We start from the raw sequence: 19,932 nt of genomic DNA on the forward strand, positions 1-19,932 counted from the left end.
CCACTGACGCCATTGGCCGGATCGGCCCTATGCCTCCAGCCCGCGGATCGTCTGCTTCAATTCCTCGAGGTCCACCGTGTAATTGTCATGAATTGAATAGATATCGTCTCGGTCAAATGCACGCTTACAGCGCATTGACGTCACACCACACCCCGCAATCTCGCCCAGTTGCACCCAGATTTCCACGGGCATGGCGTCGTGCTCGGCTGAGAGCACGCAGATTGGGGTATCGGGCTGACACCACAGGATGTTTGTCACAGCCGCACCGGTCGGCGCAACCACCAACCGGGCCTGCCTAAACAGGGCGATCTGGGCGGCGACGGACAGACCGTCCATCAGCACAACCTCGAACCCCTCCCGAATCAGCATCTCCTCCACCGCCTGCTCGTTCAACAGCCCACGATACCGGCTACCGCGGCGGACATAGAGCCGTCGCGAGCGTTGCGGCGGCTCGCCCGGATCCAGCGCGGCAATCACCCGGTCCGCCAGACGTCGAGTCAGGCCGCGATGCAGGACGGTCTCTTCGCTGTGCCGCGGCCGTTCATAGACATCCTGGATGCTGGCGACGTCGGAGATGAAGTGCAGTTCGTTTACCGTGTAAATCTGCCGGCTCCTCAGCGCAACAAGCGGCCGGTTTCGCTGATTGATGACGCCGAGCAATTCCAGCAGATTGGGATGCAATCCCTCCTGGATTAGTAGCGGCAGGTCGGGATCGAGACCACCGTCTTCAGCCGCGATCAGCCGCGGCAGAAGCTCGGTGATCATATGAAAATAGTTGCTGGCGTATTCGTGCATCAGATGCGCGCCGCGCTCGATATGCGATGGATAACGCCGGTGCAACGCAACCGACAATGTCCCCGAACCATCGATCTTGTAGCCATGGGGACGGACGCACCATCCCGGCGCCTCCCAGAAGGTTGCGATTTCGTCCGAAAAAACAGTGTTGGTGTCGGTGATGACCAGCCGCGTGCCGCCGACGATTCCGACATCGCGGAAAACCGCGGTATAGGGCCTGGGCGGAAAAAGCTCGGCCCGGCTTCCCGGCACGAAGTCCTGCTTGCCCGTCGCGGCCGCATCCCAAACGCCGATCTTGCGCTGGGCGCCCGGCACCGGCGCCACGTCGAACCGGCCGGAAAGCTCGGTCTCCCCCTCCTGCGGCGTCGCGGCACGCGTCAGATTGAAATTTCGAACCGGCGCCTGAACAGCAATGTTCAGCGGCGACGGAATTCGTCCCTCACGATGGCCGTCGGACATGAAATGCCGCAACGGGTTGACGCCCGCGGCCGCAACATCCGGGTATTGCAACAGGTACCAGCCACAATCGAACCCCAGCGAAGGATTTCGCTCGTATTTTGGCGCACGAGACAGGAAGTCGAACAGCGCATTCCGACCTTCGCTAACCACATCGGGATAGGTGGATCGATACCACTCCACGTCAAAAAACGGATTTGGATTCAGCCCGGCGCCTTCGCCCTGAGCGATGTAGTGCCGGACAGCATCGCGCCGCTTCTTGAAAGGCGTCGACGACTGAACATTATAGAATCCGAGATCGAACAGTCCCGACATCAAGATCGAACTCAGCGCCGAATCCGATTCCACGACCCCGTACCGGTAAAATTTTATGGCGCGACGGGACAAGCGTATGAGCATCGGGGATGTCATCGGTTCAATTGCTTTTCTTTCGGGCTGGCATCCACATAGCCTCTTCTGCACTTTCAGCACTGACCGAGCGAATGCCCGATTTCAAGATGGTCCTTCCGGCGGAAAAAACCGGCAGCGGCAGATCGCTAAGGCGTGCCATTAGAAACGTGTCGTCCGGATCGGCCGCATCGCCGGAAAGGAAAGCGCGAAGCAGAAAGACGTTGCTGAGCGCCGGCGCATGACGATGCGCCATAGCAATCAATGCACGGTCGACGCGCGTCGCCGAACGCTGCCCCGGCTGCATCATTTCAGGGAAGGCTTCGGCGATCATCAATGCGGGTGCGTCCGCCAGCGCCCGATGCAGACAGACCATCATTTCGGCCATCATCGCGTCATCAGCACTAGCGCTGGAAAGATTGCCGGCGTGCCGCCGGTAGCGTGTGGTCCGGCGCTGCATCACCGAGATGACCTTGCCGGCTGCCGCAGCGCGCATCCAATACTCATAATCCTGCAGTTGAATGAGCTCGGGACGAAACAGCCCGATCTCCTCGAAAACGTTTCGCCGAAACATTACCGTTGGCGCGCAGAGGAAGTTTCCGTCCAGAACGAGTTGCCTAAAAATCGACGGCGCGCCCCGGTGCCCCGCATGCGAGTAGAAATTCGGAACGACCGTGTCCTGTAGAACCCTTCCCTCGCGGTCGATCAATGTGGGTTCCGAGAAGATGATGTCGATACCGCGCTGTACCATCACCTCGACTTGGTGGGCTAGGCGCCAAGGCTCAGCGACATCGTCGCCGCCCAGCAAGGCAATGAAGTCGCCCCGCGCGCGCAGCATGCCGTCATTGATGGCGACGCTGGGCCCACCGTTCGGCCGGCGGATCAAGACCAAGCGCGGATCAGAGAACGACTCCACGATCGATGCACTGTCGTCGATCGACCCGTCATCGACAACGATGATCTCGATATCGGCAAGAGTCTGCGAGAGAAGACTTTCTACCGCTTCCGCAACAAAAGCCTGCTGCTGATAGACCGGTACAACGACAGAGACGATGGGCAAGACATTCACCGCGTTGGCTCGAAGGCATCATCCTGCTGAAACGGCTGTAATCTGCACGCCTCGCTCTCACCCTGTAATGGTCTCATATTCCTCGCTCCCAATCCGGTCAAGGAACGCTTGGATCGGCAGTTTCCAAGCATCATCCGGGCCGTCCTCAAGCCCGGGCTTGCCCGTCCTGTAGAAACTTTCCACCGCCTCCAGGGAGGCCGCGGACCATCCCTTTATCTCAAGCCCGCGGCTGTTGATCTTGGTAAACCGCCGGTTGACCAAGACGGCATAGGGCGGGACATGCCGCATCACCACACCGTTCATCCCGATCATCGTATAGCCACCCACCACCGATCGCTGATGAACGACGGCGTTCATGCCGAGATAGGCATAGTCGCCGATCTCGACGGAACCCCCCAATGTCACCCCGGTTCCGGTTTTGACGCCTTGCCCGATCCGGCAATCATGATCGATCTGGGTCCGCGCCATCAGATAACTGTCGGCGCCCACCGACGTGAGAGGCGACAGGATAGGCTGGGCCACGATAACCCCTTCTCGCAGCACGCAGCGGTCGCCGATCTCGATACGGCCATCGCGCTGGTGATGTCCGGGAAATTGTCCAGGGTTGCCGACGACGACGTTGTCGAACAACTGGGCTTCCGCCCCGATCGTCAGCGTTCCGCGCAGCCGGCAACCATCGAAAATCTCGGTGCCTGCGCCGACCGTAACCTGTCCTGTGATCCGGCAGTTAGCGCCGATACTGACGCCGGGCGCGAGCACCACTGTGTCGGATTGCGCCCAGGAAGATGGTTGCTGCGCATCGCTCCCGATCAGGCTTCCGGTACCAATCGAAACGTTCTTTTCGATTGTGACGCCGACGCCGATGACGGCGTACGGGCCAACGCGCACGCCGGCGGCCAATCGCGACGACGGATCGATGATGGCGGTGGGATGAATCAACATAGGAACTTCCATACCGAACCATCAGCGACAGAGCTAGGTTTGCAACAAGCATGTATGCGGACCCGCCGGGGCCCGCCCCCCAAACCGTCAAACCTCGGATATGTCACAGAGATCCCTTGACGGCGGTGATGTTTTACGGTGTTTCAATGAGGATAAGAGCCCCCCGATAGGCTGTCCAGCCGATACCTTCCACTCTGTTCCCAGCGATTGATCCGAAGGCACAATGCAGCGTGGCACGGCCGTCCCCCAACCAACATATCCTGCTCCATCCGACAGCGAGCATTCCGGCGCGGCAGGTCTGGTGACGGCGGATACGCGAGGTAGGATCGAACGGATCGGCGAGATTGTATTTGTCCTCGCCTTGTCCGCCGCTCTGCTCTTTTTCTGGCAGCACGTCGTGATCGGGATCCCCGTGTCGTTCTGGGGCGTGCCGCTGGACTGGTCGATCATGTCGCTCGCCCAAGCGGTCAACATCGACTTCTGGGCACGGGAAAGCGGTCCGAGGGCTCTCAGCCAGGCGCAGTTCTACCAGCCCGGCCTGTGGTACCAGTTCGCCAGCTACGGAATCTACCGCGTCACCAGCGGCAGCGGATCGGCGCACCAGCTGTTTCAAAAAGTCATTAGCGATCCGCAGCGCTACTGGGACGTGCTGCAGGTGATGCCGCTGGCATTGACCGCGCTCGGAACAGTCCTGCTATGGCGCGCTTCGCGGGGAATCGGCGCACTGGCGCGCTGCGCCGTTATCAGCAGCTACTTCGTCTGCAGTGCCGCGCTCGCTTTCGGCGTTTACCAGTATTTCAACGAGAGCTTCACGCTGCCGCTTGCGGCGTGTTTCTTCCCGGTCGGACTGCGCATCCTCTCCACCGAGCAACAGCGTCCTTATTTCAACGCGTTACTTTGCGGCGTTGTCGCCAGCTTGCTGTATCTTCACAAGATGAACTACATCGTGTGGGCCATTGCGCTGATACCGGCTTTTCTAGCTGCCGCCGTCACCGGGCGAACCACGTGGACCAACGGGCTACTACGCTCGCTGCTGCTGGTCGCCGGCATAGTCGTCGGCGTCCTGGCCCTCGGCTATCTGCTGCTCGGACCGACCGGGCTGCAAATGATGCTACAGTCTCACAAGGAGATCCTGCTGAGCAGCGGCATCTACGGCCAGGGGGGACATACCGTCGTCTCGCTGGAGAGCATGATCGCGAGCGCCCTCGGCCTTGTGCAGCATGAATACTACCTCGTACTGCTTCTGGCGGCGTGCGCGCTGCTCGCCGTCGCCATCACCCTGCTTCACCTGCGTGATTCTGCTTGGCTCGCTAGCCAACTGCCCGAGGGAATTTTCATCTTCGCAGCGGCAGCCGCCATGCTGCTGGCCGTGCTTAAACACTACCAGCCGTACTACATCGTTTCGGTGGCCGCGGTGCTTCCGTTCATGATTTTTTGGTTAGCGCGCGCAAGAGTCTGGATCATTGGTCCGGTCGCCCTGCTTCTCACGGCGTTGGCGGCGCTCGGCACTGTCCCCGCCCTGATCCTGGTGCAGAAAAGCTGGGCGGAAACCGAGGCGAAAATGAAGGCCGATCACGAGGTGATCGTCAGCCGCGCGCTGAGGCCGGGAGCGGTCCGGCTGTGGATGTATCGGGACGTCGACCCCTTTTGCGGTCGGCTGTTCCTCGTCAATTTCACAGGTATCCCAAGCCTGCTCAACGACATTACGGAAGTTCAGGGGCCTCAGCGGTTTGTCTCGCCGTGGCACGATATGATCGAAGAAGCCTCCGGCTATGTGAATATGAAGGCGGTTCCCTGGCAAGCCATCGTCGTCGACAAGACATCGGTCGCCTACCTCAACAAGACTGCGCATCCGTGGTTCGACGATCCGAAAGTCAAGCGGACCGAGTTGCAGCAGGTCGTTTTGTTTGAGCGAGAACAACCGTCCGAATAGCAAATGCACCAAGGTGCAATTTCCCACTGCCTGAGGCAGCACCAGCGACTATTGCGGCTGCAGACAATAAGGCTTGCATCGTGAAATTCCCATCTTCGACATCGCATCCAAGTAAGCGATCAAAGGCTGAGGCGATGGACATAACTCCGAGCACGTCCGGTGCCGCTCTGTATCAGTCGAGGTGGGCTCAGCTGCTGGAGTTCGGGTTTTTCCTCGGCTTGACGGTAGCGGGCGTTCTGTTCTGGCACCGTATCGTGGTCGAAATCCCGGTTTCTTTCTGGGGATTTCCCTGGGACTGGCCGGTGATGTCGCTGGCCCAGGCGGTCAATATCGACTTCTGGATTCGCGAGCCGGGGCACAGGACACTCAGCCAGGCGCAGTATTACCAACCCGGCTTGTGGTTTCAGTTCGCAAGCTTTGCGATGTATCGCGCGACAAGTGGCAGCGGTTCGCCGCGCGAGCTTTTCGATGCCGCTCTCCGCGATCCCGAACATTTCTGGGCGGTCAACCAGGCTGCCCCTGTCCTGCTGACACTTGTTGGTCTCGTTCTGCTCTGGCGCTATTGCCGAAATCTCCCCCCGCTGGCGCGCTGCGCCGCCGTGAGCTGCTATTTTGTGTCGCTGGCCAGCCTCCAATACAGCACGTATCAGTTTTTCAATGAAAGCTTCTCGCTCCCGATCGCCGCGCTGTTCTTTCCGCTGGGGCTGGCGATGCTCGCTCCGGGGCAACGCCGGCCGCTCCTGAATATCTTTCTGTGCGGGCTCGCCGCCAGCGGGCTATATCTGCATAAAATGAACTACGTCGTCTGGCCGGCGGCCCTGATCCCCGCTTTGTTCGCGGCGGCGTGGGCACAACGTCTGAGCTGGAGGGACGCCGCGATCCGGTCCGTGCTGCTCGTGGCCGGAATCGTCATCGGCGTCGTTGTGTTCGGGTATCTCCTGCTGAGCCGCCAAGGCCTGCAGCTGATGCTCGACGCCCACAAGGCGATCCTGTTCGGAAGCGGAATCTACGGCTCTGGCGCCAAGACCTTTGTCTCGTTCGGTGCCCTGCTCGCCAATCTCGGAACGATCTGGACGATGGATCGCTGGATACTCGTTTTTTTGGCGGCCTGTGCGGTCCTTGCGATCTGGCAGATTGTCCGACGCCGTCACGACGCGGATTGGCTGCGGCGTTTTCTCCCGGAGGCGGTGTTTCTTTACGGCGCAGCGGGCGTCATGCTCATCGCGGTGCTGAAACACTTTCAGCCCTACTACGTCGTCTCCTTTGTCGCCGTGTTTCCATTCCTAGTGGTGTGGCAGGCACGCGCCGGCGTCAGCTGGGGCGCACCGGTTGCGATGCTACTCACCGCCATCGGTCTCTATGTCGCAGTGCCGGATGCGCTGGCACAGAAGCAGCAGTTCGCCACCGCCGAAATCCGGACGAGGAACGATCGGGAAGTCATTCTCGCGCGCCAACTGCCGCCAGACCGCGACAGGCTGTGGATGTACCGCAGTGTCGATCCGGCATGCGGCCGGTTGTTCCTTCTCTCCTTCATCGGCATCTACGATCTGATGAAAGATACGGTCGCGGTGCAAGGCCCCGAACTTTTCATGTCACCGTGGCATTCCAGCGTTCTCGACCGATCCGGTCATTTCGCGGATATGAAAGACCTGCCCTGGCAAATGATCGTCGTGGACAAGGATAACCTCGCATGGATCGACAAGTTGGCGCATCCTTGGTTCACTGACCCTGCCGTCACCCGCACGGACTTGAGCCAAGTCGTGTTGTTCGAGCGTAAATAGAACCCGAGATTCATACAGCATGACCGACTCCGATGCCCTCGCGGCAATTCAGACCGAGCTGAACTCGGCCAATCTTTCCGAGGCCGAACGGCTTTGCCAGAGCGCCGTCGAACAGTTCGGAAGCGCGACACTTCTTGCCTTGCTCGGTCACATCTGCCTGCAATCCGGCAAGCCTGCGGAAGCCGTTGTCCATTGCGACAAGGCAATCGGCAAGGATCCGTCCTCGTGGCTGGCGCACCGAGTTCGCAGCATCGCACGCAAGGCCGCCTGTCTCGCAGAAGAAGTCGTCAAACCAAAATCGATGGCGATGCGGGTCGATCCGAAAGCCGCGCTTTACCGACGAATGGAAGTCGCGATGGCCACCGACGGCATTGCCGCAATGTATTCCCTCTATGCGGAAGCTCCTGCCGACGTTCGCTCCAAGATACCCACTGACCAGTTGGACGAAATCGTGCAGCGCGTGGCCGGAGGCGCCGCCGTTGTTGATCTTGCCGCCATCCGCGCTCGCCTCAATTCTGGCGACGCCAGCGGCGCGGAGGCTTTAGCCCGAGAAAGTCTGACGCGCTTTGCCGAACTCGGTGAGTTGCAGGGCTTGCTCGCCTATTGTCTGCAGCAACAGGGAAGGCTCGAAGAGGCGGTCGCGACCTCCTCGACTGCAACGGACATTAGCCCCGGTGACTGGCTTGCTCTGTTCACCCGCGGGATGGCGTTGCGGGCGCTTGGCCGCGCCACGGAAGCGCGCGCAGCGTTCGGCCGTGCCGTTCAGGTGTATCCATCCGACGTCAGCATGCGCACCAACCTGCTGGAGACCACCCTGGAATCGCGCGGATTCGGCGCGGCCCGTCTTGTCATGGAAACGGCCCCGGCAGACTTTTCCAGTCCTGCGCTGCAGCTTTCCTGGCGCACGCATCTGGTTGAGCATGGCGAGCCGGACGCGGCACCGGCAGGCAGCACTACGGTGGCAGCGCGTATTGAGACGGCCCGCACATGGGCGGAACGCCATGGCATCGCCGTCGTCGAAGCCGGCCCGGTCGAGCACGTACCGGTCGGCCAGTTGCGCATCTGGGGCGGCGCTGAGCCCGCCGCGCCAACGCTGGTCGCGGGCTACAAACCCTATGTCGTCGAATTGCCTAACGCGATCATCGCCTCGCAATCGAGCCTGATCGTGATGGCCGACAACGGCATCGTGAATGACGTCGGCGCAGACCCTGAATTCGGCCATATGGTCACTTGGGCCTATGACAAGCGCGTGCTCGGACAGAGCGGCCGGACCGTCATGGTCGACAAGGCCGCTTACGCGCCCATCGATATCGAAGGCGGTATCATGCTGTCCGGCCTCGCATCGAATGCATTCGGGCACTGGATTCCGGAGTATCTCTGTCGGCTGCCGACGCTCGAGCAGCACCCGTCGTTTAACGATCTGCCTGTGATCGTTGATGCCGACATGCCGGCCTCACACATAGACTACCTCACGCTGGTTTGCGATCGGCCCATCGTTCAGATCCCGCTCGGCGAAGCATTCCGCTGCCGGCGCCTAGTGTACGCGCCGCCGCCGGGCTTCTTCCCGGTTGAGCTCGTTGCGGGGCACGGCGTGCCTTCCGAACGTCAGAACATACTGTCGGCACCGACGCTTGCGATCCTGCGCGAACGGGTGTTGGCCGGATCAGCTTCCGATCCGGCCTTCACGCCCGGGGCACGACGCAGCCGCTTGTTCTTGGGACGGCGGAATTTGCGCTGGCGGCGATTGACCAACGAGGTCGAGATCGAAGCGGCTTTGCATATGGTGGGATTCGAGACAGCGTATCCCGAAGACCTGACGCTGGCACAGCAGATCGCATTGTTTCGCGACGCCGAGGTCATCGTCGCGCCGAACGGATCCGCACTGCTCAATCTTCTGTTCGCGCCGCAGGGGGTGCCGACTGTGGTGCTCGCCCAGAGCGAAGCCTTTAACTGGGGCGGCTTTCAGTCCGCGCTGGAAGTGCTCGGCTATCGGCCACTCTGGGTTTGCAGCAAGGACGCTTCGCCGAGCAAGCATGCGGACTACAACATCGAACCGGCTGCCGTGATAGCAGCCCTCGAATCTCTGGGCGTCCGGTAGGCAGCCATGAAGACCCCCGCCCCTTTCAGACCGATCGGCGGATTCTTCGAACTGCACGAGGCGGATGGCGCCTCCGAGGGCGCCAGCGTCCTCGACGCCTGGGCCGGGAGCGGCGATTATGTAACCTTCGTCAATGCTCGATCGGCGTTCGCCGGCCTGGCACGTCAGTTGCCGACGGCCTCGATCTGGCTGCCGGCGTTTTCCTGCGTCGATTTGCTCGACGGGCTCGATATGGCCCGCGTCAGGTTCTACCCGCTGCTCGACGGATTTCAGCCAGACCTGAATGTGCTGGACAGCCTCGCCGAGGCAGGCGATCTGATGCTGGTTAACGCCTATTTTGGCCAAGGCGCAGCCGCGGAAACGCGGGCCTTCGCCACCAGCCGCCCCGACCTGTGGACGATCGAAGATTGCGCCCAGGCCTTGGATCCAGGCACTATGTGGAGCCACTGGCGACTGTACAGCCCGCGGAAACTGTTCGGAGTGGCGGATGGCGGTATCCTCGTGGCCCGCAACCGGGGGGGCTTGCTGCCCGCCCCTGAGCGCGCTCCCGACGCCACCAGCCTGTGGGTCGCTCCGTTACTACGCCATCAGGACCCCGACGGCCTCAATAATGCCGCGTGGCATGCGGCCAACCAGGAAAAAGAACGAAGGATGACGGCGTCGCCGGAGGCGATCAGCCAGCGCAGCCTCGACCTGCTGTCGCGGACCTCGCTGCAGAGCCTTCGCGAACCGCGGCTGCAGAACTGGCAATTCCTCGATCGCAGCCTGCGCGCGTGGTCCGCGCTGCCCTGCCCCATCACCTCGCCGCCATTGGGATATGTGATCCGAGTGCCGTCCGGCCGCCGTAAATCGCTGCTCAGGAAACTGCACGCGGAGCGGATCTTTGCGGCGGTGCACTGGGCCGAGATCGCCGGCCCGGCGTGCGATTTTCCGCTGGAACGGCAGTGGAGCTGCGAACTCGTCACGCTGCCCTGCGACCACCGCTACAGGGAGGCCGAGATGGACAGGATCGCCAACCGTGTGGCAAGCCTTTTGGAATGACCCACCCCTATGGAACCGAACGTTATGCCGAAAGCCTGCCTCACGTCGGCGAGCCTTTCGCCGTACCAGAGTGGGACACCCACGTTCTAGTTCGGCCCGTGGCCGGGGGTCGTCACGACGCCGTCGGGCCATATCCCGTGACGTCCATCGCGCCGCACGCCAACGTTGAAGCCGGACTAGCACGGCTGGCGGGCGGCGGTCTCGTCTCCGTCGTCCTCGTGGTCGAGGACGCCCTACGGCCTCCCACGCACGCCCTGAGAGCGTTTGACTTCGCCAGGCCGTTCAAGACGCATCACCTGCACGATCGCACGCTAGGGCCGTTCGCCTATGGCAAGCATCATCGCTACGAGATCAAGCGGGCCCGCGGTCAGGTCGACGCGAAGGAGATCGCGCTTGCGGACCATCTCGGCGACTGGCAGCGGCTTTACGGAAAGTTGCACGAACGGCACGAACTGACTGGAGTCCATGCCTTCCCCGACGCGCACTTCCGGCTGCTGTCTGATCTCTCAGGAGTCCGGATGTTCGGCGCGTTCGCCGAGGGCGAACTGGTCTCAGCGCATCTGTTCGTAACCCACGGTAACCACGCCATCAGTCATCTCGCGGCATCTACCGCGCGAGGTTACAAATTGGGCGCGGCCTACGCCGTCAACGACGCCGCACTGGGCGACCTCGACGACTGCGACGTGATCAATTTCGGTGGCGGGGCCGGGAGCGGCGACGATACTTCCGGCGGGCTGGCGCGCTTCAAGGCCGGCTTCTCCAACCGGACGGCGCAATCGCTTTTGTGTGGCAAGGTACTAGACCGCGCGGCCTACGACAAACTCAGCGCGGACGCAGCAGCCAGCGATTTCTTCCCCGCCTATCGAAGCCCGAAGATGCCCGAACATTCCGGCGCCGAACACTGATCGCGTACGTCGCAAACGGCACCGAGCCGCATCCTATCCGGTCGAACTCATCTTCACGAACAGCGCCCCGCCGGCCACGAACTTCCGCTCAACAAATCCGGCATATTTTCCTACGACTTCATCGGCAACCACTTTGGGCCCGTCGCCGTGCGTCCATTCGTAATCGTCGAAAATGATCCACCCGCCCGGAGCCAGTTTCTGAGCCCAAAGGTCGAAGTCCAACCTGACCGCAGACTCATCATGGTTCCCGTCGATGTGCAGAATGGCGATCGAGCCTGCAAGTTCGGTGCGCCCGAATTGTTCCGATACGACAACAGCCCCGCCATCATATTGGCCATATGCCGACATCGAGCTTGCCCGAATGTAGTTGAAATCCCCGCAGCAGCACGCCTGCATGGTCAGCAGAAATCCGTCGAATATCCGATTCCAGTCCCACACCCGGGTGTATTGCTGAATGAGAACCGACGAATCCTTCTGAACCGAAGTCTCCATGTCCCATGGATCGACGGCGAGCGTTGCACCTACCCCGAAATGCGTCGCCAGCCGGTTGAGAACGTAAGCGCTCTTGCCAAACAGGCTGCCTATCTCGATGACGTCGCCGCGCGGGCTGTCTGAGAAAATGCCGCATATCGCGAGCAGTTTTTCCTTCGTGCATTCGCCGTGAATCTGGTCGGCCTGGGCCAGGATGGCGCTCAGGAGGCCGACCGGAATCGAATTTTCCTTGTCGGCAATGCCATCGACGATCAGCGCGCATCGTGCGCCCTCGGCGTTCGCGCGGGACACCCGCTCCATTTGCGCGCCATAGGGACTTGTTCCCCTGAGAGATACTCCGGGAAGAATGCGCGGCAGACTCTGTTCAAGCGCCAGATAGGTGGGTGAGTGCGGCGTAGCGATTTCCTGAATGCCTTCACGCTCGATCAGCTCGCATAGTTTCGTCAGAAAATCCTGCTCCCCGAGATACGGCAGATGTTCCCAGCGATCAAAGAAGGCCGCGTTCGGATCTACCGCCAAAGACGAGGAGCCGATCACCACATCGCCGGAACGACGGGCATCGGCGGCCAGCCGAACCGATTCATCGACGCTTGAGGGAAAAATCAGAACGTTCATTTCTAGCCTTCGGCTGTCGGTACCCGATTGAATTGACTAGGCCTGTTGCAGCTTCACGCATATTGGTCAATAGTGATTTGTCGTTTGCGGGCCGTCAAACCGCGAAACCTGTGACGCATCCGGGGATGTTTCGTTGCGGCAATCAAAAGTCCTATTTATCGGCAACCGCACCCACGCCGTACCGATGATATTGAGCGATCTCGATGCAGCGCCGACACTTGCGGTTCATCGGGGCAGCTATGCGCATCGAGAACTTGCGCACGAAGGGTGGAATTTCGACCTTTTTGATAGCAGAGAAGAACTCGCCGAGATCATACGGTCCACCAAGTTCGAGATTCTGATATCAGAGGGTTGTCCGTTCATCATTCCGATATCCGAGCTGCAACGGCCTGGTCAGCTTTTCATCAATCTCCACCCGGCCATTCTGCCGGATCATCGCGGCCCGATCCCTGTCATATCGGCGATGTACTACTTCCGGAACGCTGGCGCGACCTGTCATATGATGACGGACCGGGTCGATGTCGGGCCATACATCGCGCAAGTACCGATCAAGCTCGACCCGTCGATCAGTCTCGAATTGCTGTATCAACTTTCCTTTCGGGCGGAAGCCAAGGCCCTAAAAATAGCGATCGCGCGCAACTTCGAAGTGGCGGCCGGCATTGCACAGGCTCCTTGGCGGGAAACGGTATTTACGCGGCGAGACGCCATCGAACTGAGGGACATGCACCTAGACATGACCTCCGGCGAGATCGAGGCCCGGGTTCGCGCCCTGGCCATTGGCAATCGCTTCGCGACTATTCAGGTCAACGGCCAACACCGCATGGTGCATGCCACACGCGTGCTACAGGCTTCCACGATGAACACATTCTACCCCGACACAAAACCGTCCCAGATCGTTCACGCCTTTGGCGAAACGCTGATCGTCCGGACCCGGGACGAATGGATGGCTCTTGAACTGGTCCCCTGATCGCGAGAGGGAACCCTCATAAGGCTCCGCACTTAGCCGCGGGCCAGTGACTTCTGATCTCTGACCAGCGCGGATCGCACCACGGCAAATATCTCGGCGAAATCGTCGACTGTCAGGCCGAGCCAGAATGGCAGTCCGACAACCTGCCGGCCGAGCCGCTCCGTTTCGCGGAGCGCGCCGCGGGCACAGTCCTGGTAGGCCGGCTGCAAATGGCAGCCCGTGCCCCACCACTGCCGCGTCTCGATGCCGTGCTGTTGTAGACTGGCGGCAAATGACGCCGCCGACATCCACAAGGGCAATTCCACCAGACCGTAGGACGAGATCCAGCCTTCATGGAAGCCGGGGGCCAGACGAAGCTCGGGAATGGCCTCGACCTGCGCGGCAAAGGCCGCGCTGAGATCGCTCCACCCCTGGCGCCGGTCGGACCATTCCGCCAGCAAGGCGAGCCCGCTGGCCGCAGCGTATTCGCTCATCTTGGTGTTGGCACCCGCCATTTCGGAATTGCGGCTGCCGTGAAAGCCGAAATTGCCGAACTGCCGGATCCGCCGCGCCAGTGCCGCGTCGCGCGTCAGAACGACGGCGCCCTCGCCGATGCCCGACACCTTCGTCGCATGCAGGCTGACCACCACCGGTACGCTGCTTTGCTGCTCGCCGCAGCGCGCGAAACCGTCAAAGCCGGCCGCGGCATCGATCACAACCGGGATGCCGGTCGACCGGGTGAACTCTTCCCAGACCGCCAGATCGAGGGGGGCGCCGAATGCCGACACCACGATGACCGCGCCGACGCGCTGCGTCGCGGCGATCCGCTTCACATCCTCGAGCCGGATTAGCCAGCTGACGGGATCGACATCGACGAAGTACGGCTGCAGCCCGCCCCAGATCGCAGCGGCCGGCGTTGCAACGAACGTCCATGACGGCATCACACAGAGGCTGCCGGGCGGAATATCGAAAGCCCGCAGCACCTGCGACATCGCCAGCGTGGCGTTGGTACAGGTGACAAGCTGGTCCTCACCGACGGCGAAATGGCGCGCCAATCCTGCTTCAAACTCCCTCAGGAGCGGACCGTGATTGGTGTACCAACGGGTCGCATCAATCCGCTGCAGGTAGGGCAGCAGCTTGTCGGCCGTCGGGAGAAGAGGCCTGAGGACAGGAAATCGCACCAGCTTCTACGTTCTCATACAGGGCTTGAAAAACGATGCCGCGCGCAACCCGCGAAGCCGACGAGGTTCGTAGCACATAACCTGGACGGACAAAACCGCGGATCGGGCCGGATGGTTACGCTTCGCCATTGGCAGCAATATCGCTGATATATTTGCCGTAGGTGCTCTTGCCGAGCGCTTGCCCGAGCTTCTCGAGCTGCGCACGGTCGATGTAGCCTTGGTTGAACGCCACCTCTTCCGGACAGGCAATCCGAAACCCCTGGCGCCGCTCCAGCGTGGCGACGAATTCCGCCGCTTCCAGCAGGCTGTCCGGCGTGCCGGTGTCCAGCCAGGTGAAGCCGCGGCCCATCTTTTCCACGCCGAGCTCGCCGCGCTCCAGATAGATCCGGTTAAGGTCGGTGATCTCCAGCTCGCCGCGCGCCGACGGCTTGATGTTGGCGGCGATATCCACCACCTGCTGGTCGTAGAAATACAGCCCCGTCACTGCAAAATTCGATTTCGGCTGCAGAGGCTTTTCCTCGATCGAGGTGGCCCTGCCATCGGCGTCGAAGGCGACCACGCCGTAACGCTCCGGATCCGCTACATGATAGGCGAACACCGTGGCACCGGAGGCGCGCGAGGTCGCGCTGGCCATGAGGTCCGGCAAACCGTGGCCGAAGAAGATATTGTCGCCGAGGATCAGCGCGGACGGACCGCCCTCGACGAACTTTGCACCGATGATGAAGGCCTGCGCCAGGCCTTCCGGCTTCGGCTGCTCGGCATAGGACAGCGACAGGCCCCAGCGAGCACCGTCGCCCAAGAGCGCTTGGAACAACGGCAGATCGTGCGGGGTGGAGATGATCAAAATCTCACGGATTCCGGCCAGCATCAGTGTGCTGAGCGGATAGTAGATCATCGGCTTGTCATAGACGGGCAGCAGCTGCTTCGACGTGACCAGCGTCATCGGATAAAGCCGCGTCCCGCTGCCGCCGGCCAGAATGATGCCCTTCAAAAACCCACCCTCGTCTAAGATTGCAGGAGACGATCCAAGCAATTCGCAAGGGACGTTTCCATCGATTGCAGCCGGATGTCAAACACCTCGGCCAGCCTCGCCGTCGACAGCCGCGAATTGGTCGGCCGCGCCGCCGGCGTCGGATAATCGGCCGTGGAGATGGCGTCCACGGGCACGGCGCGCCGGCCGCGCGCGGCCGATTGCCGGACGATTTCGCGAGCGAACCCGCACCAGCTCACGGCGTCTGGCCCGGCCAGATGGGTGACGCCGGCATGGTCGGGGCGCCAGCCCTGCCCCGCGATCCGCGTGGCAATCGCCAGCGTCGCTTCCGCGATGTCTGGCGCATAGGTCGGGCAGCCGACCTGGTCGTCCACCACCCGTAGCCGGTCGCGCTCAGCGGCTAGACGCAGCATGGTGCGGACGAAATTGCTGCCGAACGGCGCATAGACCCAAGAGGTGCGCAGAACCACGTGACGGGGATGTGCGGCGGTGACCGCCTGTTCGCCCGCCAGCTTGGACTGGCCATAGACCCCCTGCGGCGCCACCGGATCGCTCTCTACATAGGCGCCCGTCTTCTTCCCGTCATAGACGTAATCGGTCGAGAAGTGAATGACCGGCGCGTTTTGACGGGCCGCCGCCGCCGCCACCGCCCCGGCGCCGTCGCTATTGATAGCGAAGGCCAGCTGCGGTTCGACCTCGGCCTTGTCGACGGCGGTATAGGCCGCCGGATTGACCACGATATCGGGACGAAAATCAGCCAGCGCCTTGTCGATCGAGGCCGGATTCAGGAGATCCAGCTCGGCGCGGCTGCTGCTGCCGAACACGATGTCCGGGCGGCCGGCCACCGCCTCGCGGAGCGAGCGGGCGATCTGCCCTTCGCCGCCAATCACATACAAGCGCATGCGCAACTCATGCCTTGACGAGGCCAAGGCGTTCGCCACCATAGACCTTCTGGCGCAGCGGCTCCCACCAGCCAGCATTATTGAGATACCAGCGCACCGTCTTCTCGATGCCGGTTTCAAAAGTCTCCTGGGCTCGCCAGCCCAGCTCGTTTTCAAGCTTGCTGGCGTCGATGGCATAGCGCTGGTCGTGGCCGGGCCGATCGGTGACAAAGGAAATCAGGTCGTGATGCGAGGTGTTGGCCGGGCGCAGCTCGTCCATCCAGGTGCAAATCTGTTCGACCACGTCAAGATTCTTGCGCTCGTTGCGGCCGCCGATGTTGTAGGTCTCGCCGGGCACGCCCTTCGACAATATGACGCCGAGCGCGCGGGCGTGGTCCTCGACGTAGAGCCAGTCGCGCACGTTCGATCCGTCGCCATAAACCGGCAGCGTCTTGCGGTCCAGCGCGTTCAATATGACCAGCGGGATCAGCTTTTCCGGGAAATGATACGGACCGTAATTGTTCGAGCAGTTCGACACGATCACCGGCATGCCATAGGTGCGGTGCCACGCTTTGGCGAGGTGATCGGACGCGGCCTTGGTCGCCGAATAGGGCGAGGACGGATCGTAGGGCGTGGTCTCAGTGAACAGACCCTCGGCGCCGAGCGATCCGTAGACCTCGTCGGTGGAGACGTGGATGAAGCGGAAGTCTATCGCGTTATTCGCGCGCGTCTTGAGATAACTGCGCGCAGCCTCCAGCAGCGTGAAGGTGCCCATGACGTTGGTCTGCACAAACACGTCGGAGCCGGAGATCGAACGGTCGACATGGCTTTCAGCGGCGAGATGCACCACCGCGTCCGGTTGGTATTTCTCGAAGATCGCGTTAACTACGACTGCGTCGCAGATGTCGTGCTTCTCGAACGCGTAGCGCGGGCTGGATGCCACCGGTACCAGCGAGGCGAGATTGCCCGCATAGGTCATCTTGTCCAGCACGACGACGTCATAGCCTAGATCGGCAATGAAATGCCGGCAGACCGCCGACCCTATAAAGCCGGCGCCGCCGGTGACGAGAACCCGCATCCATTACTCCTGACGAATATAGTCGAATGCCGGCAGCATCTCCGCCAGCTTGGGTTGCTTGCGGTCCTTGTCCGACAACACCACATCAGCGGCCGAAATGCCCCACTCGATCCCCAGCGCCGGATCATCCCAGGCGAGGCCGCGATCACATTCAGGCGCATAATAATCGGTCACCTTGTAGATGACTTCGCAGTCATCCTCCAGTGTCAGATAGCCGTGCGCGAAGCCGGCCGGCACCCACAACTGGTTCCAGTTGTCTGCCGACAGCTCGGCCGCCACGTGGCGTCCGTAACTCGGCGAGCCGGTGCGGATATCAACGGCGACGTCGAGGATGGTACCGCGTGTACAGCGCACCAGCTTGCCCTGGGCGTGCGGAGGCGTCTGGAAGTGCAGGCCGCGCAGGACACCCTTCTGGGTGGAGCGGACGTGGTTGTCCTGCACGAACGGCACGGTGAAGCCAAGGGCGGCGAAGACGTCGCTCCGAAAGGTTTCGGAAAAAAATCCGCGGGCGTCACCGTGTTTCTTAGGCGTGACCAGCCAGATATCGGGGATTTCCAGGCGTTCGATATGCATGTTGGGCAGTTCCTGAGCCGGTCGGTCGATCTGGTCGGGTTTGCGCCGCACGATCGTCGCTACGCCAACGCCCGGCTACGATCGGGCACCAAGCGCGACGTAGCCTTACAAGCCTTTGTCGCGGTTCGTCAATTTGAGGTAGCCCCTATTGAGGTCGCTATGATGGCTGCTTTATGCCTTTCCAAAGGGCATATGTTGCCGATCTTAACGAGTGCGGATTTGACCAGCTTAGTCGAGGTGGCCACTATTTGTGCAAGCTCGAATAGCCCCCCAGAATTGTTCGTCAAAAGCTTTCCTTTGCTACAGTTTACTTGAGCAGCCTGGCTGCTTTGGACCCGCGCACCCGACGCTTTCGCGCATCACTATCCCGGCTCGCTCCATGCCCGCGAGCGACTGAAAATCGAGATCGACCGCGAGGCCCGTAACGATCAACGCGAAAACACATTCCAGCGGTTTTGCTCAAGAAACATCACGAGCCCTCTGATCAGTTCAGTTCGTCCCGGATTTAGTTTCCCGATTTCCGCATCGGAGCTTGCGCCCTGCTTCAGGACGATCTGCGTGAGCATTTTCGCATCGCCGCCGATCAACTTCGCCTGGGCTATCCCCGCTCTGGTCGCGATAAGCGCAGAATAAATGACTAGGGCAATCAAAGGAATGGCAATACGCCGCTGCCAGTAATAGTCGATCCTCCCGATGGTGAGCGAGATCATAGCCACGACCAACGGGATGGCAAACGTGGCATAGCGCGGCGGGTTGATGCCTCCCATGTCGCCACGACCGCAGGCCAAGATGCCGATAAATCCGAGGGACAGCAGACCCATTGCGATCATCAGCCGCTCGGAGTCCGTCCCGTTCCGCCTGATGAAAGCGAACACCATGAAGAAGCAGATCACCACGATACCCGTCGCCAATGAAGCGGGGATGGATTCGAAGAGCGGAGATCCGGCGAGAATGAATAGGCCCTTCACAATATCCGCAACAGGCGGCCGCCCGGCGTTCATAGCGGTTATCACGGGCACGTAGTGGTAGAGCCAGAGCCCCGCCAACAAGACGACAAGCAGCGAAGCCAAGACTAATGGGCGCCTGCTCAACAGCAGGAAGGTAACCATCACCGCTGGGAACACGGCAAAGGAAGCCGCCGAACTCGTCGAACCGCAAAGAAGACAGGCCAGCAGAACCAGCAGCGCCGCCGACCGGCCTGCGATGCTAACGACTCGGCCCGTAGATGCTGCGGCCATAACGGCGCCGAGGCCGAACATTACCGTGAGCGGAAAGCCAAGCTGAAATCCGAACAGGACATTCTCGTATTGCCGGCAAGACAATGAGATCACGGCGATCGCAAGCAAAGCGGCGATGGAGTGAAGGCCGCACTTGCGGCTCTGGTGAAACAGGATGGCACCGTTCGCGACGACTGCCAGGGTGCTCATGATTGCCATCGGCTTCAGGCTATAGTCCCAGACCGACCCGAGGTAGACGAAAACCGCGGTTGGAAATCCGTAGGGGTGTTCGATATGGGTCAGCAGCAGCAAGTCGCGGAATCCGATTTCTCCGGTCTTGATCCGCTGCAGCCAAAGGATCCAGCTCCAAGAATCCCACACCGGGATTTTCGGCGCCGCCATCACGCAAAAGACCAGCAGCAGGATGGCGGGAACAACAAAAGCAACACCGCGCAACGCGGTGCGGCGAGGAGCCGTGAGCGCGCTCTCCTCAAGGTCCAGAAAGCGAGCGGCAACTAAAGATATTTTCATAGTCCAGCATTCGTCGACGG

Annotated in this window: 16 protein-coding genes; 6 read left to right on the top strand and 10 right to left on the bottom strand. The window is 61.2% G+C overall.

The window, feature by feature from the left end:
• Window positions 1–27 precede the first annotated feature (27 nt).
• The 3 genes from BLW80_RS23340 to BLW80_RS23350 form a co-directional block, all read right to left on the bottom strand.
• The gene (locus BLW80_RS23340) at window positions 28–1,566 is read right to left on the bottom strand and encodes a glycosyltransferase family 61 protein (RefSeq protein ID WP_170849773.1); all 1,539 of its coding nucleotides are present in this window, start codon (window positions 1,564–1,566) and stop codon (window positions 28–30) included.
• A gap of 100 nt (window positions 1,567–1,666) precedes the next feature.
• Window positions 1,667–2,698 carry a glycosyltransferase gene (locus BLW80_RS23345; protein ID WP_170849774.1) on the bottom strand — a complete coding sequence of 344 codons (1,032 nt, stop codon included), beginning with the start codon at window positions 2,696–2,698 and terminating at the stop codon, window positions 1,667–1,669.
• Between the two features lie 66 nt (window positions 2,699–2,764).
• Window positions 2,765–3,649, bottom strand: coding sequence for an acyl-ACP--UDP-N-acetylglucosamine O-acyltransferase family protein (locus BLW80_RS23350; RefSeq protein WP_170849775.1), 885 nt, complete (start codon window positions 3,647–3,649; stop codon window positions 2,765–2,767).
• A gap of 223 nt (window positions 3,650–3,872) precedes the next feature.
• On the opposite strand from BLW80_RS23350, the gene BLW80_RS23355 reads away from it, so the two are divergent.
• The 5 genes from BLW80_RS23355 (at window position 3,873) to BLW80_RS23375 (ending at window position 11,407) form a co-directional block, all read left to right on the top strand.
• The gene (locus BLW80_RS23355) at window positions 3,873–5,582 is read left to right on the top strand and encodes a sensor histidine kinase family protein (protein ID WP_093760164.1); all 1,710 of its coding nucleotides are present in this window, start codon (window positions 3,873–3,875) and stop codon (window positions 5,580–5,582) included.
• A gap of 134 nt (window positions 5,583–5,716) precedes the next feature.
• Window positions 5,717–7,363 (top strand): hypothetical protein, encoded by a 1,647-nt coding sequence (locus BLW80_RS23360; protein WP_093760166.1) that lies wholly within the window; start codon window positions 5,717–5,719, stop codon window positions 7,361–7,363.
• A 19-nt stretch (window positions 7,364–7,382) separates the two neighbouring features.
• On the top strand, window positions 7,383–9,461 hold the full coding sequence (locus BLW80_RS23365) for a glycosyltransferase 61 family protein (RefSeq protein WP_093760168.1): 2,079 nt from the start codon (window positions 7,383–7,385) through the stop codon (window positions 9,459–9,461).
• Between the two features lie 6 nt (window positions 9,462–9,467).
• Window positions 9,468–10,502, top strand: a complete 1,035-nt coding sequence (locus BLW80_RS23370; RefSeq protein ID WP_093760170.1) for a PLP-dependent aminotransferase family protein — start codon at window positions 9,468–9,470, stop codon at window positions 10,500–10,502.
• A 137-nt stretch (window positions 10,503–10,639) separates the two neighbouring features.
• Window positions 10,640–11,407 carry a GNAT family N-acetyltransferase gene (locus BLW80_RS23375; protein WP_170849776.1) on the top strand — a complete coding sequence of 256 codons (768 nt, stop codon included), beginning with the start codon at window positions 10,640–10,642 and terminating at the stop codon, window positions 11,405–11,407.
• A gap of 33 nt (window positions 11,408–11,440) precedes the next feature.
• On the opposite strand, the gene BLW80_RS23380 is transcribed toward BLW80_RS23375, so the two are convergent.
• Entirely contained in the window at window positions 11,441–12,514 is a 1,074-nt protein-coding gene (locus BLW80_RS23380) for a class I SAM-dependent methyltransferase (RefSeq protein WP_093760174.1), read from the bottom strand.
• Window positions 12,515–12,647: 133 nt separating this feature from the next.
• Here BLW80_RS23380 and BLW80_RS23385 point away from each other — a divergent pair, with 133 nt between their 5' ends.
• Window positions 12,648–13,481, top strand: a complete 834-nt coding sequence (locus BLW80_RS23385; RefSeq protein WP_139285899.1) for a formyltransferase family protein — start codon at window positions 12,648–12,650, stop codon at window positions 13,479–13,481.
• Between the two features lie 32 nt (window positions 13,482–13,513).
• On the opposite strand, the gene BLW80_RS23390 is transcribed toward BLW80_RS23385, so the two are convergent.
• The 6 genes from BLW80_RS23390 to BLW80_RS23420 form a co-directional block, all read right to left on the bottom strand.
• The gene (locus BLW80_RS23390) at window positions 13,514–14,641 is read right to left on the bottom strand and encodes a DegT/DnrJ/EryC1/StrS family aminotransferase (RefSeq protein WP_170849777.1); all 1,128 of its coding nucleotides are present in this window, start codon (window positions 14,639–14,641) and stop codon (window positions 13,514–13,516) included.
• Between the two features lie 115 nt (window positions 14,642–14,756).
• Window positions 14,757–15,632: a glucose-1-phosphate thymidylyltransferase RfbA gene (rfbA, locus tag BLW80_RS23395; protein WP_093760180.1), complete on the bottom strand. Its 876-nt coding sequence runs from the start codon at window positions 15,630–15,632 to the stop codon at window positions 14,757–14,759.
• A 14-nt stretch (window positions 15,633–15,646) separates the two neighbouring features.
• Window positions 15,647–16,534: a dTDP-4-dehydrorhamnose reductase gene (gene rfbD / locus BLW80_RS23400; protein ID WP_093761100.1), complete on the bottom strand. Its 888-nt coding sequence runs from the start codon at window positions 16,532–16,534 to the stop codon at window positions 15,647–15,649.
• 7 nt (window positions 16,535–16,541) lie between these two features.
• Window positions 16,542–17,591 carry a dTDP-glucose 4,6-dehydratase gene (rfbB, locus tag BLW80_RS23405; protein WP_093760182.1) on the bottom strand — a complete coding sequence of 350 codons (1,050 nt, stop codon included), beginning with the start codon at window positions 17,589–17,591 and terminating at the stop codon, window positions 16,542–16,544.
• Window positions 17,592–17,594: 3 nt separating this feature from the next.
• Window positions 17,595–18,164, bottom strand: coding sequence for a dTDP-4-dehydrorhamnose 3,5-epimerase (gene rfbC / locus BLW80_RS23410; protein ID WP_093760184.1), 570 nt, complete (start codon window positions 18,162–18,164; stop codon window positions 17,595–17,597).
• A 428-nt stretch (window positions 18,165–18,592) separates the two neighbouring features.
• Window positions 18,593–19,912, bottom strand: coding sequence for a hypothetical protein (locus BLW80_RS23420; RefSeq protein WP_093760188.1), 1,320 nt, complete (start codon window positions 19,910–19,912; stop codon window positions 18,593–18,595).
• Window positions 19,913–19,932 lie beyond the last annotated feature (20 nt).

This window comes from Tardiphaga sp. OK245 (genome assembly GCF_900108575.1).
GTDB lineage: Bacteria > Pseudomonadota > Alphaproteobacteria > Rhizobiales > Xanthobacteraceae > Tardiphaga > Tardiphaga robiniae.